The following is a 14,494-nucleotide window of genomic DNA, read 5'->3' on the forward strand; positions in this document are numbered from 1 at the left end:
TCTATGCCCCCATTAGCCCCTGATTCTGCTGTTCGACTTTTCTTTCTGCGCGTCTTCCCAAATCTTGAGGTAATACTGCACGTCGCCCTTATTCATCTTTTGGTCGTAATACTGCTCATCCAAATATTGATAGAGCTGTTCTTCTGTCATTCCGTCAATCGCCCACTGAGTATTTTTCCTGCGCGTAACGTCTTTGACTGCATTGGAAAGCTTCGAATAAGAAATTTTCCCATTCTCCGTTGCTCTGCCCTTCTGATCGTCGGTATAGTTCCCAAAGGCATCCGTTTTATACCACATCCCATAATCCCCATTGCCGTTTGAGATTTTGCCTGCGAGTTTCCCGCTGACGCTTTTGCCGCTTCCAGAGCCGCTTCCGCTCGACCAACTATTGGACGTCGTATTGGATTCCGCCTGCGTGCGCGAAAGGCTGTTCTGCAGCGTGTTGGACTGGCTGTTGCTCCAATTGCTGCTGTTCGTTTCCGACTGGCTTCTCTCCCAGCCCCGCGTGTTCGACACACTGTTCGTCGTGCTCCAGTTCCTTTCATTGGTTTCCGAAGCATTAGACGTCTCCGCGGAGCGTTCTTTCCAGTATTCATCGTTCCAGAAATTGCGGTTGTCCGAATACTTGTTGTAATCAAAGTTTCTTTCATCCATGTACTGGTTCTGCAGGAATCCGCGGTCGCTCTGCCAGTCGCCCACGCGGTCGCGGTATTCGCCGTACTCGTTCTGGTACGCCGAATTTGTGAGGTTATATTTGTCTTTCAAATCCTGCTGTTCCTGCCGGTACTCCTCGTACGCCTGCTGCCGGAGCGCGGGAATCTGCGACGCAAGATTCTGCAAATACTGCTGATACTGCTGCTGGCCGGCCGTCTGCGCCCACGAATTGGCATAGCCCCCCGTAAGCGCGGCGGACTGCCCGATGGTGTTCTGCATCGCGGTCTTCCCGTTCCGGCCATACTCGTCTTTAAGGAGCCTGTACATGGCGTCTTTATTGAAGTTATAGGAGAACTTCTCCGCGCCCATGATCTTGTCATACATATCATCGAGCCGCTGCTTGTACTGGCTGTTAAACGTCGGGCGATTATTCAGCGTGTCCTGCAGGCGCTGGTACGTCTGCTGCACCTGACCGCTTGTCTGGTAGTTCTGCAGGGCCTCCGTCCGCTGTGCCGCCGTATTCTCGTCCACCTGCCCGGAAAGCCACGATTTACCGAACGTATTCGACTGCGACCCGCCTGTGGTTTCCGAGTGCGTATTCGTCGTGCTGCCGTACTCCGACGCGGTATTCATAATCGAATGACCGCCGCCGGTCTGCTGCGATACGGTCGCAGAGTTCATGCTGCTTTCTGTCTGAGATTTTTGCTTTGTCGTAGAATTGGATTTCGTAGAAGCCATAGCTGCCCCCTTTTTGCAGAATTTACGTCCTCTAAATCGTATGAAATGAAAAGACGAAAACATAGGGCACCCCCGAGGGCATGAAAAAAGCACCGCCGAAGCGATGCCGCATTATGAATTATAGGAGGAGCTTCGGCTCCTCCTTTTCGTTTCATTTCTCAAAAAGACAGGCTTTCATCTCTGCACTTTCCACAGTCCATACGATACCGCATACGTAACGCCGAGAATCAATGCGGCCGCAAACAGTGCCTCGTAAAGTCCCGTAATTCTCCGATACCACGTCAGATACAGAACAAGCGGATAATGGATCAGAAATACATACATGGACAGCTCCCCGAGCCGAACAATGCTTTTCCTCTGAAAAAGCCGCAGCACACCGGCTCCTGCTGCAATTCCGCAGAACAGCAAGCCTCCGAGCAGCAGATCAATGATATACGTTCGGCTGTACAGAATCGTATAGACCCGGTTTCTCATAAGAAACCATACGACCGAGAGCACGGCGGCTGCATTCCCTGCCACAGCCCCCATGCGAAAGCCTCTGTCCTCCGCAGCCAGCAGCGCGAGCACCATACCGAAAACAACGTAGAAAACCCGCCAATACGGAGAAGCATAACTGAGTTTATCAAAAAATGTCCGCATCTCAATCTGATGAAAGAGCCATCCGGCGCCGGATGCCGCAACAGGCAGAACAAACAGCGCCGCCATGATTCTTCTTTTCGTCGAAAGCATTCTTTTCAAGAGGCGAAGCAGAAACGGGCTGAACATATAAATGACGAACAGAGATGAAAGAAACCACGCAACGGAATTAAAGGAAGTAGAAAATTCAGACACAGCCGTCGCGGACTGCAGCATCGGCACCGCACTGACTGCCCATAGCAGCATATGAAGCGCCGAGCCGGCAAGCGTTTCGCCATGCTCAAAATATAAATCCCGAAAAGCGGCGGGGATGCACAACAGCATTGTCACAAGATACAGCGGATAAATTTTTCGCACATGCGCGGCTGCATAGCGCAAACCGCCCTTGATTCCGCGCGCTGCTTCCACGCGTCTCCCGTCCCGCAGATAGCTCCGCATCATCCCGAAGCCGGAGAGAATAAAGAAATAATCCACTCCCGGCACCGCATTGTTAAGATACTGCGTATAGATTTCACCGCCGCGAATCCCACTGAAAAAGTTAAAGTGACTTATGACAATAACGAGAATTGCAAAAAAACGCCCACCAGTGAGTCCGTCGATCTTTTCTTTCGTGTTAATCATATGATACTTTTGCGGCAAACACTGCACCGCCTCCCCATCCATTTCGCGTTACCGTAACCTGCTGACCATCCTGCAATTTGATAAGTTTTGAGAGGAATCCTCCCTCTGTCTGCACAAATGCATAAGAATCAGCATCCTGATTATATGACCATCCACCACTCCCCATGAAACTTGATTGATCTATAACTGTACCAGTAGTAGAAATCCCAATATAACCACTGCCATTACTATATCCATTGTAACCTCCCACGGCAACAAAGACCGTCTCATCATGGCCGGAATTGTTTGAATATGTCCCCATTGCTTTTAAGACGACCGATGTCCCTACTGCGTCTCTGCCGGCCTGATACGCCGCGTCAATGTCCGCTTGTCCTTTAAAAGGGGTTACTGCATCCGCACCTGCCTTTATGTAGCCGTAGTTCCCCTCCGAATCTACGCCAAAGCGGAACGGAGGCTCCGCTGCCTGTGCACGGACCACCTCTGCATTGATCTTCGCATGGTTCTCCGCTTCTGCCGCCTGCGCGCGGCTCGTTTCTGCCGTGACTGCCTCCATTGCGGAAGCCTCGGCCGCCTGTGCGCGGGACACCTCTGCCGCAATGGCATCCGTGTTCCTATGGATCGCCGAGTTCATTGCCGAGGCGCTCTCCTCATGTCCGCTGATCCAGTCAGAAATTTCTCTCAGCGTGTCAAGGTTCTCCGGAGCATCCGCCACGACGGCCGCAATGCTGTCATGCACCGTCTTGCTGACGGAGCCTGTGCCAGAGCCGTTCAGCGTTTCGACAGCCGTTTTCAGTCCGGAAATATCGGATGCGTTCGTTGCGATGGAATCCTTATTCGCGGCAATCAGCAGCGTATTGTCCGCGATTGCCGTCGTGTGCATATCCAGCGTGCCACCCAGCGATTCCACGTCTGCCGTGTGCTGCACCCGCAGCGCAGATATATCGTCTGCATTGGCGCGCTCCGCCGTTTTCGCACGCAGCTGTTCCTGCTCGATCTTCCTGATGTACTCCGCCGCAACTCCGGTTTCGATCTGCTCCTGCAAAAGATGCTCCACGCTATCCAGACGATAGCCGTGCGCGTTTGCCTGCAAATACAGCTCCCGCTCCTCTTTTTTCGCCCGGGCAATCTCATCCTCTGTCTGCTTCTTCGTCGCCGCAATCTCATCGGCATGATTCTGAATCAGCTCGTGCGCTTTCCGGTCCTTAAAGGCATATCGGACTCCATCGCGAACAACCTCACTGATGATCTTTGTTATCACTGTTTTTCTCCTCCGCTTTAAGCATGTGCAGAACATAGTTAAGTTTGTCGGTCGTTTCCGCCGCCCACGTGTCAAGAAGCGCGATATTCTGCTCCGGCGTCGGCTTATTCAAGATCGGTTTCTCAAAAATGATATTCACCGTTTTCCTCGCTTTCTCCATGGATTGTCATGGACAGTGTATACAGCCTCATATCGCCATGCCCCGCAAATCGAATCCGAAAATGGTCGTGCCGGGGCGACCCTGCCGGAATGGTATGCGTCGCTACCGTACCGATTCCGCGCAGAGTAATCAGTTCCTCAAACGGGTTATCGTCATAGGACACCCATACCTGCACCTCACTTTTCGGCGCGATATAGACCCGCAGCGTAAGGCTGTTAAGCCACTGGTATTCCGGCGCATCCAGCCCGATATCTCCGGTTTCCGCCACCCACTCGACCGTCTCCTCAGAGACAAGCGGGTGCGCAAACAGCGCATTGTCATTCGCGCCGATCCCGTACACTGCTGTCTCTGTGAGTGCGTAAATCTGTCCGTTCTCGCTGGCCGTGAACCACCGCAGCCCCAGCGCGTCCTCCCTCTCCCAGAGATGATTCTGCATGTCGTATACGAAGTAGTAACGTTCTCCCTTGGCCGTCTGCATAGCGACGTGATACTTCCCAAGGCACCCCCCGCCCACCGCGTCATAGAACACCTGCTCCCGACCGAGCGGCGCGGAGATCGACACCGGAGACGAGCCGTCGTATACGACCACATCCGAGGCACTCTTATAGATCAGATACTCCGAGACAACCGCCAGCGACCGGTAAGAGCCTTTCTGCACCCCGCGGCACGTGCTGACAGATAGCTGATACTCCGCCGGCACAGAGCCGAAAATACGGAAAATGGCGTCTTCCTTGAAGAACGTGGGATATCCCCTGTACGAAATGCACCCTGTCCACTCACCGCCAACCCCGACGGACAGCGCATACGAATCCGTAGCGATCCCGGAATAGGAGTACCAGTTGCGGAAATCTCCCAGTTTGGAGGCATAGATTTCATTGACCATCTCACCGTCTGCAGCAGCTCCGTAATGGCATCCCCATACCCGGTTATCATCCACGCAGACATAGTCCAGCTTCGGGACCTTTCTCTCCATGTGGAACGTCCACGCGCTGTCTGTCGTCTCGCTGTATGTCACGCCCGAGGCAATGAGACCAATCACTACAATGTAGTCCGTCCCGATAGCCTGTATGACAGAACCATTATTGATATCCGTCAATGCGGAGTTCATCGTCACGGTATCGTCCACGGAGAACAGCTTATCAAGACCGGAGCCCGGAATGCTGATCTTAATGTACGTAGTCGCCACCGGTTTCCACATACTCTGAGATTTATCCCAGATATTAAGGCCCTCTTCTCCCGCCTTGGTATCGAGCCAGTAATCCCCGTCGGATGGGCTCTCCGGCGCTTCGGCCCCCGCGGTCACATTGTGCAGCGCATCCCCTGTGGAATCGCACATTGTGTAAGTGATCGTCACGCCTGTCCCCGCCGTGTAACTCGAGCCAATCCGCCCGTGCTCCGCACCGGTGATGAGGTTCGCATACAACCCCAGAGGGAAAATCAGGGCATACGCGCCAAAGCGAACGATCTGCTGCTCCGACGTGCTTTCCGGAATCATACCGGCAAAGTCAAACGTCTTGCTGCCATAGTGCAGGATATCCCCCGCCAGATAGCAAAGGGTATTGTCAGAGAGCATCGCCCCGCGGATATTTTTGTCCTCGATCAGCTTCACTCGCTTTTTACGGGGAGAAAGAAGCGGGTAGTGGTCACTCGAGAGGTTAAGGACGTCATAAAATTCTCCGTCCCCAATCCGGTAGTTGTGGTTATATCCCCGCCATGTACTGATCATCGAGCGACTGTTATTATCATTGTCAATCTCCGGAAGAAACATCAGAGCACCTCATGATGGAATAAATGGGATTTCCTCGGCAGCGGATCGTGCGTGCGGTTATACCACTGCTGATAGGTGATATACGCATTATTGAACGCACTCGACGCGGCGTTGTACTTAATCGTCTCGTGATTGGCATATGCAATCTTCTGATCCAGCCAGTACAGATAGACATCCGCATACGGCTCCGGAACGATCAGCTCCGTATCGACCGTAAAATCCGATAGATCGGCCAGATTACCACGCATGAAAAGTGTCTCGCCCTCAAGATGCCATCCTCTCTCGGGCAGCTTATGCGTCATGACGACTTCGCGGATAATCATGGTTTCCAGACGTTTCAGCCATCGGATTTTTCGCTTGTCGTCGATCTGATTATGCGTATTTTCGTTGTACTCGTTGATGATTGTTCCTACCGTCATAATCTCACCTGCCTAAAAAGGGGAGGAGCTGTGCCCCTCCCCTCAGTCGATCAATCATTTGCCGCATTGGCCTCGTTGAACTCGTCCGCCTCCTCCTGTGCTTCAAGAGAATTGCGGAGCACCTCCGCGACCTCCGGCGGAACTTCCACGTTCTTGTTCTTCTCGATCTGGTACGTGCGCCCATTGATCGCGACGAATTGATACTTGGATTCTCCGTCAATCGCTTTCGGCAGTCGAACCGTCACCGTCTTTTTGGCTTTCGTCTCCTCGGCCGGCATCTCCTCGGTCTGCATCTCCGGGGCCGGAGCTTCTGTCTTACTGCGTGCCATGCTTACACCTCCTTAATTCGCCTTGTCAACGTCCGAGAAGAAAGAGCCGGATTCCAGTCGAACCATCCTCTCCTCGTACAGAATCTTTGCCGCCGTGGTCGCTTTCCAGCCGATGGTGCTGCGCTGATTGAGCGGATCGCTCGTACCCGCAGAACCGCGCGGCTTCACGATTACCTCCATCGTCTCCGCAGACGGCTCGACGATGCCATAGGCGTTCTTACCAAAGAACATCGTTGCGTAAACCGCGCCGTGGCTGTTCGTCCAGATTTTGGTCTCCGTGTTTTCAATGAAACGCACGTTGTGCAGCATGCCGATCTCGCCGTTGAAAATCTGCTCCGGCTGTGCGTACTTGTGCACTTCCATCCAGCCGTCGGATTCCCGAAGATCATAGGCGACAGAGGGATGGATGATTGCCACATACTTTCCGTCGATCGTCGGCGCTTTCATCTTCTTGAGGAACGTGAAAATCTGGTCGATCAGCTTCGGTGTGATCTTACAAAGGTTCGTGACGTCGTTCCGGATCGTGACCGGCGTCTCCGCGCCGCCGGCGGCAATGCTTGGCGCATAAAAGACATTTGTCCCGGCAACAACGACGTTCCGGATCACCGTGTCGATGGTGTCACCCGCCTGCGCGCCGTGCTCCTCCGTGACCTTTCCGATGATCGGATCAATCGCGCGAAGCTCAAGAAGATCGGAGACGGTCGTATAATCGCCGTACTGGCTGAGAGCGCACTCAATCTTGGTCATGTTGACCTTGTTGCCCTCGGGCGTTACGCCCTCCGTCAGCGGAGTGAGCGCCTTTTTGAACGTGTCAAACTTTCTCCATTCGACCTTGTGCCCGCTGTTCTTCGGCAGCGGGACTTTCTGCCCGAACTGTGCAAAGTAATGTTCGTTCCGCGCGTTCTCGAGCAGGTTCTTCTCATAGAACGTCTTCATGGTGGGCGAAAGGTCGTTCCCGAGACCGGACAGCGCCGTGGTCTGCGTGTTCAGCGTCGGGTTATTCTCATCCGCAAAGAGCTGCAAATTTATAAGATGTCTAAACTTCATTTCGTTTCCCTCACATTTTTCACTCGAGCGTGATGCTCTCACCGCGCTCGGCTCGACTGATATAGTCCTTAATCTGTGCCGGGGTAAGCTTGGAGGGGTCTATCCCGCCGACGGAGACAGCGCTCTGTCCAGATACGCCATTTTCGACCGGACGGGCCTTGCCGGACTGAATCGCCCTGCTGGTCTCTTCCTTGGTACGCTTGATCGCGTACTCCATCATGCCGCTCATGATCTCGTCACGGTGCACGGCCTCATAGGCGATCTTGACGGCATCCTTGAAGCCCGAGTTCTGGAACGTCCTTACCATGTCCACAAACTGGGGGTTGTCCATCTCAACCGAAAGATCAAGATCGGGGTAGAGATCAGCCTTTAAGCGCTCCGCCTGCTGCGTCAAATCATTCCACTTCGATTCCCGCTCTGCCTCCTGCATCATGCTGCGGTATCTGGCGTTTTCCGATTCCACGGCATGGATTCGCTTCACCTCTTCTACGGATATCCCGCGGTCAAAGGCTTCTTTTTCAAAAGCAGAGTTGTCGTTCTGGATCGCGGCATTCAGCGCATCAATCGGGATGCTGCCGTCCGGATTAGGCGCGATCCCGTAGCGCTGCGCCACGGCGCGCACGATCGGGTCGATGCTGTTGATCTGCTGCTGCAAGTTATGCTGATTGCGCATGCGCTTGCTGACAGCGGCCTTTACAGCTTCGCCATACTCCTTTTTGTACTTCCCCTTGATCAGAGATTCAAAAGAATCCTCACCGCCCTGATCGGCGGGTGCAGTTGCGGGCTGCTCTGCCTCTCCTCCGGTAGCTACTCCCTCGGAGCCTGCATTTCCTGCTGTGGTGTCGGCGTCACCAGATACGACCGATGCTCCCTCCTCGTCTCCAAAGAGCTGAAGAGAAAAAAACTTGTTTTCCGGCATGTTGCCTCCTTTTCTGCGGTAGGTCGCGACCCTTGATATCCCGATCATGGCACATCCGAAAGAGAGAAAAAAGGTCACCCCTCCCGGAGGCTGATATGCTCCGGGTACTGCCCGGCAAGAAGCCGAAACCCCGAGAGAATCGTGTCAAATGCAAGGGACACACCGTCCCCCGCTGCCATGATCGAAACGTCGCCCTTATCAATGGAGAGCTGCACGTCTTTTGTAAGCTCTTCCGTGCGCTCAATGAGGGTATAGACGAGCATAGATACTGCCGCGCATACAATGTCACTCCCCAGCGCGGCATACCCTGCATGCCCCTTGACGCTGAGGTTGTAGCTGTCTTCCGATCTCGTACACACAATCCGTATCATCTCGGCTTCGATGCCTCCGCGGCCCTCTCGCGGGCATTCTCGACCACGGCGTTCTCCCGGCTCCCGGCGGGCAGCTTCGCGCTCCCTCTGGGCCCCTGCACGTCCAGATTGCCGTTGATCTGTGCCGCCATCTGGTCAGCCATAGCCGTCTGCCCTCCGGTCAGAGAATCGATGATCTCCGCCTGCTGGAGCATCTGCTGCTGAAGCATGAGCATCTGCTGATACATGCCCCCGTTCGCCTTGATCTTGTCGAGCACCTGCGACTTGCCCTGAAACTCCATCATTTCAATACAGGCGACGGCCTGATCTGCCATCTGCGGGTTGAAAAATCCGCTGTTGTAGAACTGCAAGGCCATTTCGTTCTGAGACAGGCGGCTGTAAGACGAGCTCTTTTCCGCCTCCACCTTAATATCGAAGACCGGCAGCCGATACCCGAGGTCTTCTCCGAAGTCCTCCCCTAAGTGCTGCGGCTGTATGTCGGCGTTGTCATATGTGACATACTCGTCGCGTCCGTCCTCACCGGTGATGCGGAACTGCCGCGGCATGGTGTAAAACTGCCGGATCAGCTCGATCACGAGATTGACGACCTTTTTATGCGCTCCGTACGAGCCGGAAATCTGATCTCTCGATGTCTTCCCGGCACTCTCCTGCATCGCCGCGATGGCAGAGGCCGCCGTAACCCCGGACTGCGTTCCGCCGTTATTGGCGTCGCGGTTCCCGGCCGTCTCTTTCATCTCGTTGATCTTGTCCTGCACAATCGCGATATAGTTGGAGTTCACAAAGGTCGGCGGATTGATCGGCGCATAGGAATCCTGCCCGAGATTGCCGTCCGTATGGACGATGAGATTATGGGGATTTGCAAACTCTTCCTCGTTGATCCCGCCCTCGTTGCGCACCATCCAGCGCGGGGCCGCCACAAACTGGATGTTTTTTTCAAAGGCGTTATTAAAGATATCAATGGAGGCCTGCGGATTTTTGCAGACATCCACGAATCCGAAGCCTATGGGCATGCCCGCCTCCGGGAAAAGAGGATCGAAAACAAAGGGGTACATCCCATGGTCGTAGAGCCCGCGCTCTGCCATGCTCTCTCCCGTCGGGGCCTCCACCACGACAGACTGTGGTACGCCATCCTCCCCCATCACCGTCTGCTCCTGTGGCTCCGTAGGGCGCTGAATGTCGTTTTCCGTGGCGTAAAGCACGACGTCACCGACAAACTTCACGTATTGAAGCGTGCGCTTCCCGCCGACCGTCTTGTGATAGTACCAATCAATCACCGCAGACTTATCGCTCGTGTCTACCGCGTCGTCGTACTGGTATTTTTTGACTGTCGCATCGGCACCGCTCCCGAGATGCCCGACCGCCTGCGGGTACTGCTGCTCGATCAAGCTGTTGTCTACAAGCTCCACGGAAAAGAAGTTCCGGCTCTTCTGGATATCTTTCACTCCCGGCTCCCAAAAGAGGTTCAGAAGATCATAGTCCTTGATCGTGATATCTCCAAGGCCGCCAAGCTTCGAGGGATCCCAGAAAACGCCATATACGCCCGTCCCCTGTTTCAGCTTGTACCACACGACATCCGAGTAGACATCGCGATAGTCGTTCTGGTCCATCACCACAGGAATGATCGAAGACAAGCGCTTCGCCTCCTCGACGTCTCCCGCCTCGCGCGGCAGGATCGCCGATTCCGGGAAGCTGTCCATGTAGTCCGCGTGCTTTGAGATAATGACGTTAAAGAGCCATGCGCTGGCCGGCTTCGGCTCGTCTTTCGTCTCCTCCGTGACCATCTCTTCCCAGTGTCGGAGCTTCCACCATTTTTCATTTTTGATGATTTTCGCCTCTAAATTTTTCTTTCCTGCCTGGTATCTCCGCAGTATCTCGCGGGCCTTGCGCAGCTGCTCGACCCCGATCGGCATCTTCTTTTCGTCCTCGCTCATCTCTCCTCCTTATCCGTGTGAAATGTAAATGCTTTTCCGCTTCGGAATCCGCTGATTCAGCGGGTCGTCCCCGATGATCGGCCTTTCCTTTACGATCGTCGGCTTGATCGGCCTTGCCATGCACATATATCTGACCTCATCCGGGCAATGATCCTCCAAGTCGGTATCGAGGTCTTCGACCTTGTGCTCGTCGTACATCATCAGCGGCATCGTGCGTATAAAAGCCTTGCAGGTGTTAAAGGCATACAGCATAGGGATCCCCTGATCGTCAAACTGCAGGCGATAGTGCACCTGCATCCATCCCGTGATACGGGCGTTGTCGCCCTTTTCAAAGAAGACGTGGTTCTTTGCCGCGATATCCGCGATGCTCTCCCCGCTCTCGGCGTTCCAGATGGCCGGGTCGGCTACCCCTAGGATGTGCTTGCCTTTCAGATACGGATGCTGCGCCTCGATCTCGTGGATGCGCTTAAACTGCTCCTGCGCCGTCCACTTAACGCCGACATTTGGCTCGCCCGTGCAGCCGTACAGCTCCAAGATGCGGTACAGCCTGCCATCGTAGTCCACAGCCCACCAGCCGCAGGAAAAAGGCTTCGCATAGCCGAAATCGTAGCTTCGGTATATCCTCCACCCGGGCGGGATATCGAACGGCTCGATCACGTGCGTCCACTCGCGGTCGAGATAATGCGAAGGATCGTCACGAAACTCCTCGAAAAACTGCCCCTCGAAGATATCCCACATGCCATCAAGCCACGCTTTACGGAGCTTTGGCGGCAGGGCTTCAAGGCGGCGCACGTAGTCCGGGTCTGCCTCCATGAGCGCCGCGTTATCCTGCACAAGCGCCTGTGTAAAGCTGTAATCCTCCGGTTTCTCGCCGTCCTCAAAGCGTCGGTCGATAAATATCCTTTTGATATAGCCGTGCCCCTGTCCGCCGGGATTGCAGGTGTAGTACACCCGGTGTGGAAAGTCGTTGACGCCGCGACAGCAGGCCTCTATGGCCTTTAGCTGGTACTCGGTGAGCTGCGTCGCCTCGTCAATGAAGATCACGTCATACTCCGCGCCCTGCAGCCGTCCAAGATCATCGTCGTTTTTGCAGTACATAAAGTCGATGATCGCGCCCGTTTTAAAGGTCATGCGCTTTTCCGAGCCGTTATAGCGCGCCACATCCGGTACGAGCTCCGCCTTGAGCTGGTCGATGTGGTTTTTTTGCAGCTCCGGGTATGTCCGGCGCACGATCAGCATCTTTACCCCCGGATGCTTGAGGCCCAGCAGCTTAGCTTTTGTACGGATGGCCCAGCTCTTTCCGCCCCCGCGAGCGCCGCCGTAGCCCACATGCTTGTGCGTGTCCTGCAAAAAAATCCTCTGCTTTTCGCTTGGTCTTCCTATTGTAAGAGTGATCATCCGTCCATGCCCTCCAGCTCCTCCGGGAGCACGACCTCGATCGCTTTCGCCTCCTTTTCCTCTGCGGTGATCCCATACAGCCTTTCAAGAGCCTGTGCGGCAACGTCTTTTGAATAGCACTTAATCTTTACCCCGCCTTTCCCATCGAAAGAAAGCTCCTGTATGCAGGATGTGTCCATCTTCGACAGGTCTTTCAGCGAGGCCAGCGTCACGGTGATCCCCTCGGCACTTACGTTTTTGATGGTGTAAAAATTCGCGATATCGGTGCGCAGGACGTTTTTCCAGTGCTCGATGAGCTTTGCCCTCATACTGACGGCATCATCCCCCGCTTTATCCTCCGCCGCGTGCCGCAATTCCTCATATCTTTGGGCTATCTTTGGCTTTTTGAGCAGCTTGCAGGCGGTGTTGTCAATGGAGTTGTCTTTCATGCGCTTGCAGTCATACGCGGCCTTGTAGGCCTCGCGCTGGCTCTTCCCCGCGATAAGTCCCTGCACGAATTTTTCCTGCTTCTGCGTCAGCATGTCTCTCCTCCATAAAAGAAAGCATAAAAAAAAGAGCACCCCTTTTATAGGGCACCCCCTCGTTAAGTATGGTAATTGCGGCTTACTTATTTTCCGCTGAACTCAGCGGGAACAATGGCAACATTACAACCCAGCGCAGACGCCACTTTTAATAACGTGCCTAACTGTGAAATGGCTTTCTTGCTTTCCAGACGGGCAATAACCGACTGCGTAAGGCAAGCGGCTTGCGCTAATTCCTTTTGCGTCATGCCCTGATTATGCCGCTGTTCAATCAACAGATCAATGATATTCGCACAGTTCTCAGACATCGGACACACCCCCTACCGGAATGCTGTCGATATAGCATCCATCCGGACAGAGATCAACTTTGTTGTTCCATACCTTGGCGCTGTCAATGCTCGGATCAATGTCCCACGCTATGCAATGGGTATCATCCACATAAACCCGACGGAAGTTTTCCGGTTTCATAAACGGCTCAAATACTGTGCCCTTTTTGAGGAATGGGCGCATATCGTAAAGCCGCTTCTCACCGTTGTCAAAGCTGATCGTTAAAGTGAAATCATTGTTCGGAACAACCCCGGTAATTCTCTTAGCTTGTGTAATATGGTTTCTTTTTGACACTATATATGGTGGTTGAAATCGCACCAACTTATTGCTAAACTAAAGATACCTCCAGATGGGAGGGCGACTTGATTAACAGGTGCTAGGTGCTAGGCTTCCCAAGATAAGGGATGTGCCGATACCTAGCGCCCTATTTTTATGCGAGGGATAACCGATGAAGAAAACTGCAATTTTGGTGGATGGTGGCTTTTATCGCAGGCGTGCCGCTTTTCTATGGGGTAAGAAAGATCCTGAAGATCGTGCCAAAGAGCTCTGCGCTTATTGTTTCGACCACCTGAAGCATGAGAAAAAATATGATCCTGAACGCTGCTTATATCGAATTTTTTATTATGATTGCCCGCCAATAGATAAAACAGTTTATCACCCTTTTCTTAAGAAAGGGATTGATTTGCGCCACTCGGAAGTTCACAAATGGACGCTGGCGTTCTTTGAGCAACTTAAGCACCAGCGAAAAGTCGCTTTGCGCATGGGCGTCCTGTCGGAAGAATTTGCCACATACATGATTACACCCTCAGCTCTTAGAGCTCTATGCGACGGCAAAAAGGTTTTGTCTGACTTGTCTGATCAGGACTTCAACATCACCGTTCAGCAAAAAGGTGTCGACATGAAGATCGGTTTAGACATCTCCTCTCTCGCTTATAAGAAACAAGTGGATCAAATCATATTGATTGCTGGTGACAGCGACTTCGTGCCTGCTGCCAAACTGGCCAGAAGAGAGGGGATAGATTTCATTCTTGATCCCATGTGGGCAGACATCAAGGCCGATCTGTTTGAGCATATTGATGGGTTAAGGTCAGAATGGGAAAAAAACAGGTCTCACGGCAAAACTTCTGATCACTCTTCTCAGAAAAGCACTCCTTGATGCTCGATATTGTTAAGTCACAAAAAGGTCCGGAGGCCGAAAAGGTTTCCGGGCCTTTTTGTTGTCATTTGTTTCTTACGCTCCTATTGACATACGTATTACATACGTATATAACCTGTCTTTCGGACTTGAGAAAAAAAGTAGTGCTAAACCACGGTTTAGAACCTGTGGTTTAGCATTTTATTTATGGCCTCATTTCCGAGAAAATATGATGTCAGAGGAAGACCGGTTTCAGAAGCTA

Annotated in this window: 16 protein-coding genes; 1 reads left to right on the top strand and 15 read right to left on the bottom strand. The window is 53.3% G+C overall.

Annotated elements, in window-relative coordinates:
* Positions 1-12 precede the first annotated feature (12 nt).
* The 15 genes from E0E20_RS05405 to E0E20_RS05470 form a co-directional block, all read right to left on the bottom strand.
* Positions 13-1,392, bottom strand: a complete 1,380-nt coding sequence (locus E0E20_RS05405) for a hypothetical protein (RefSeq protein ID WP_130837181.1) — start codon at positions 1,390-1,392, stop codon at positions 13-15.
* A gap of 174 nt (positions 1,393-1,566) precedes the next feature.
* Positions 1,567-2,649, bottom strand: coding sequence for an acyltransferase family protein (locus tag E0E20_RS05410; RefSeq protein WP_165443995.1), 1,083 nt, complete (start codon positions 2,647-2,649; stop codon positions 1,567-1,569).
* Positions 2,642-3,907 carry a hypothetical protein gene (locus E0E20_RS05415; protein ID WP_130837183.1) on the bottom strand — a complete coding sequence of 422 codons (1,266 nt, stop codon included), beginning with the start codon at positions 3,905-3,907 and terminating at the stop codon, positions 2,642-2,644. Before E0E20_RS05415 ends, E0E20_RS05410 begins: the two co-directional genes overlap by 8 nt.
* Entirely contained in the window at positions 3,885-4,046 is a 162-nt protein-coding gene (locus E0E20_RS13875) for a hypothetical protein (RefSeq protein WP_165443996.1), read from the bottom strand. Before E0E20_RS13875 ends, E0E20_RS05415 begins: the two co-directional genes overlap by 23 nt.
* Entirely contained in the window at positions 4,030-5,835 is a 1,806-nt protein-coding gene (locus E0E20_RS05420; RefSeq protein WP_130837184.1) for a hypothetical protein, read from the bottom strand. The genes E0E20_RS13875 and E0E20_RS05420 overlap by 17 nt, the downstream gene beginning before the upstream one ends.
* Positions 5,835-6,254, bottom strand: coding sequence for a hypothetical protein (locus tag E0E20_RS05425; RefSeq protein WP_130837185.1), 420 nt, complete (start codon positions 6,252-6,254; stop codon positions 5,835-5,837). Before E0E20_RS05425 ends, E0E20_RS05420 begins: the two co-directional genes overlap by 1 nt.
* Positions 6,255-6,304: 50 nt before the next feature.
* On the bottom strand, positions 6,305-6,583 hold the full coding sequence (locus E0E20_RS05430; protein WP_242622669.1) for a hypothetical protein: 279 nt from the start codon (positions 6,581-6,583) through the stop codon (positions 6,305-6,307).
* 12 nt (positions 6,584-6,595) lie between these two features.
* Positions 6,596-7,630, bottom strand: a complete 1,035-nt coding sequence (locus E0E20_RS05435) for a N4-gp56 family major capsid protein (RefSeq protein WP_130837186.1) — start codon at positions 7,628-7,630, stop codon at positions 6,596-6,598.
* 19 nt (positions 7,631-7,649) lie between these two features.
* Entirely contained in the window at positions 7,650-8,597 is a 948-nt protein-coding gene (locus tag E0E20_RS05440; RefSeq protein ID WP_165443997.1) for a hypothetical protein, read from the bottom strand.
* 26 nt (positions 8,598-8,623) lie between these two features.
* Positions 8,624-8,920: a ribosomal-processing cysteine protease Prp gene (locus E0E20_RS05445; RefSeq protein WP_130837188.1), complete on the bottom strand. Its 297-nt coding sequence runs from the start codon at positions 8,918-8,920 to the stop codon at positions 8,624-8,626.
* Positions 8,917-10,851 (bottom strand): portal protein, encoded by a 1,935-nt coding sequence (locus E0E20_RS05450; RefSeq protein WP_130837189.1) that lies wholly within the window; start codon positions 10,849-10,851, stop codon positions 8,917-8,919. Before E0E20_RS05450 ends, E0E20_RS05445 begins: the two co-directional genes overlap by 4 nt.
* A 9-nt stretch (positions 10,852-10,860) precedes the next feature.
* The gene (locus E0E20_RS05455) at positions 10,861-12,249 is read right to left on the bottom strand and encodes a phage terminase large subunit (protein WP_130837190.1); all 1,389 of its coding nucleotides are present in this window, start codon (positions 12,247-12,249) and stop codon (positions 10,861-10,863) included.
* On the bottom strand, positions 12,246-12,770 hold the full coding sequence (locus tag E0E20_RS05460) for a terminase small subunit (RefSeq protein ID WP_130837191.1): 525 nt from the start codon (positions 12,768-12,770) through the stop codon (positions 12,246-12,248). Before E0E20_RS05460 ends, E0E20_RS05455 begins: the two co-directional genes overlap by 4 nt.
* Before the next feature lie 86 nt (positions 12,771-12,856).
* A complete protein-coding gene (locus tag E0E20_RS05465; RefSeq protein WP_130837192.1) occupies positions 12,857-13,078 on the bottom strand; it encodes a helix-turn-helix domain-containing protein in 222 nt (73 codons plus the stop codon).
* Complete coding sequence (locus E0E20_RS05470; protein WP_330508828.1) at positions 13,071-13,415, bottom strand: DUF2442 domain-containing protein; 345 nt, start codon at positions 13,413-13,415, stop codon at positions 13,071-13,073. The genes E0E20_RS05465 and E0E20_RS05470 overlap by 8 nt, the downstream gene beginning before the upstream one ends.
* 130 nt (positions 13,416-13,545) lie before the next feature.
* Here E0E20_RS05470 and E0E20_RS05475 point away from each other — a divergent pair, with 130 nt between their 5' ends.
* Positions 13,546-14,253, top strand: coding sequence for an NYN domain-containing protein (locus E0E20_RS05475; protein WP_130837194.1), 708 nt, complete (start codon positions 13,546-13,548; stop codon positions 14,251-14,253).
* The last annotated feature ends 241 nt before the right edge of the window (positions 14,254-14,494 follow it).

Source organism: Lachnoclostridium sp. Marseille-P6806, assembly GCF_900625025.1.
Lineage (GTDB): Bacteria > Bacillota > Clostridia > Lachnospirales > Lachnospiraceae > CAG-791.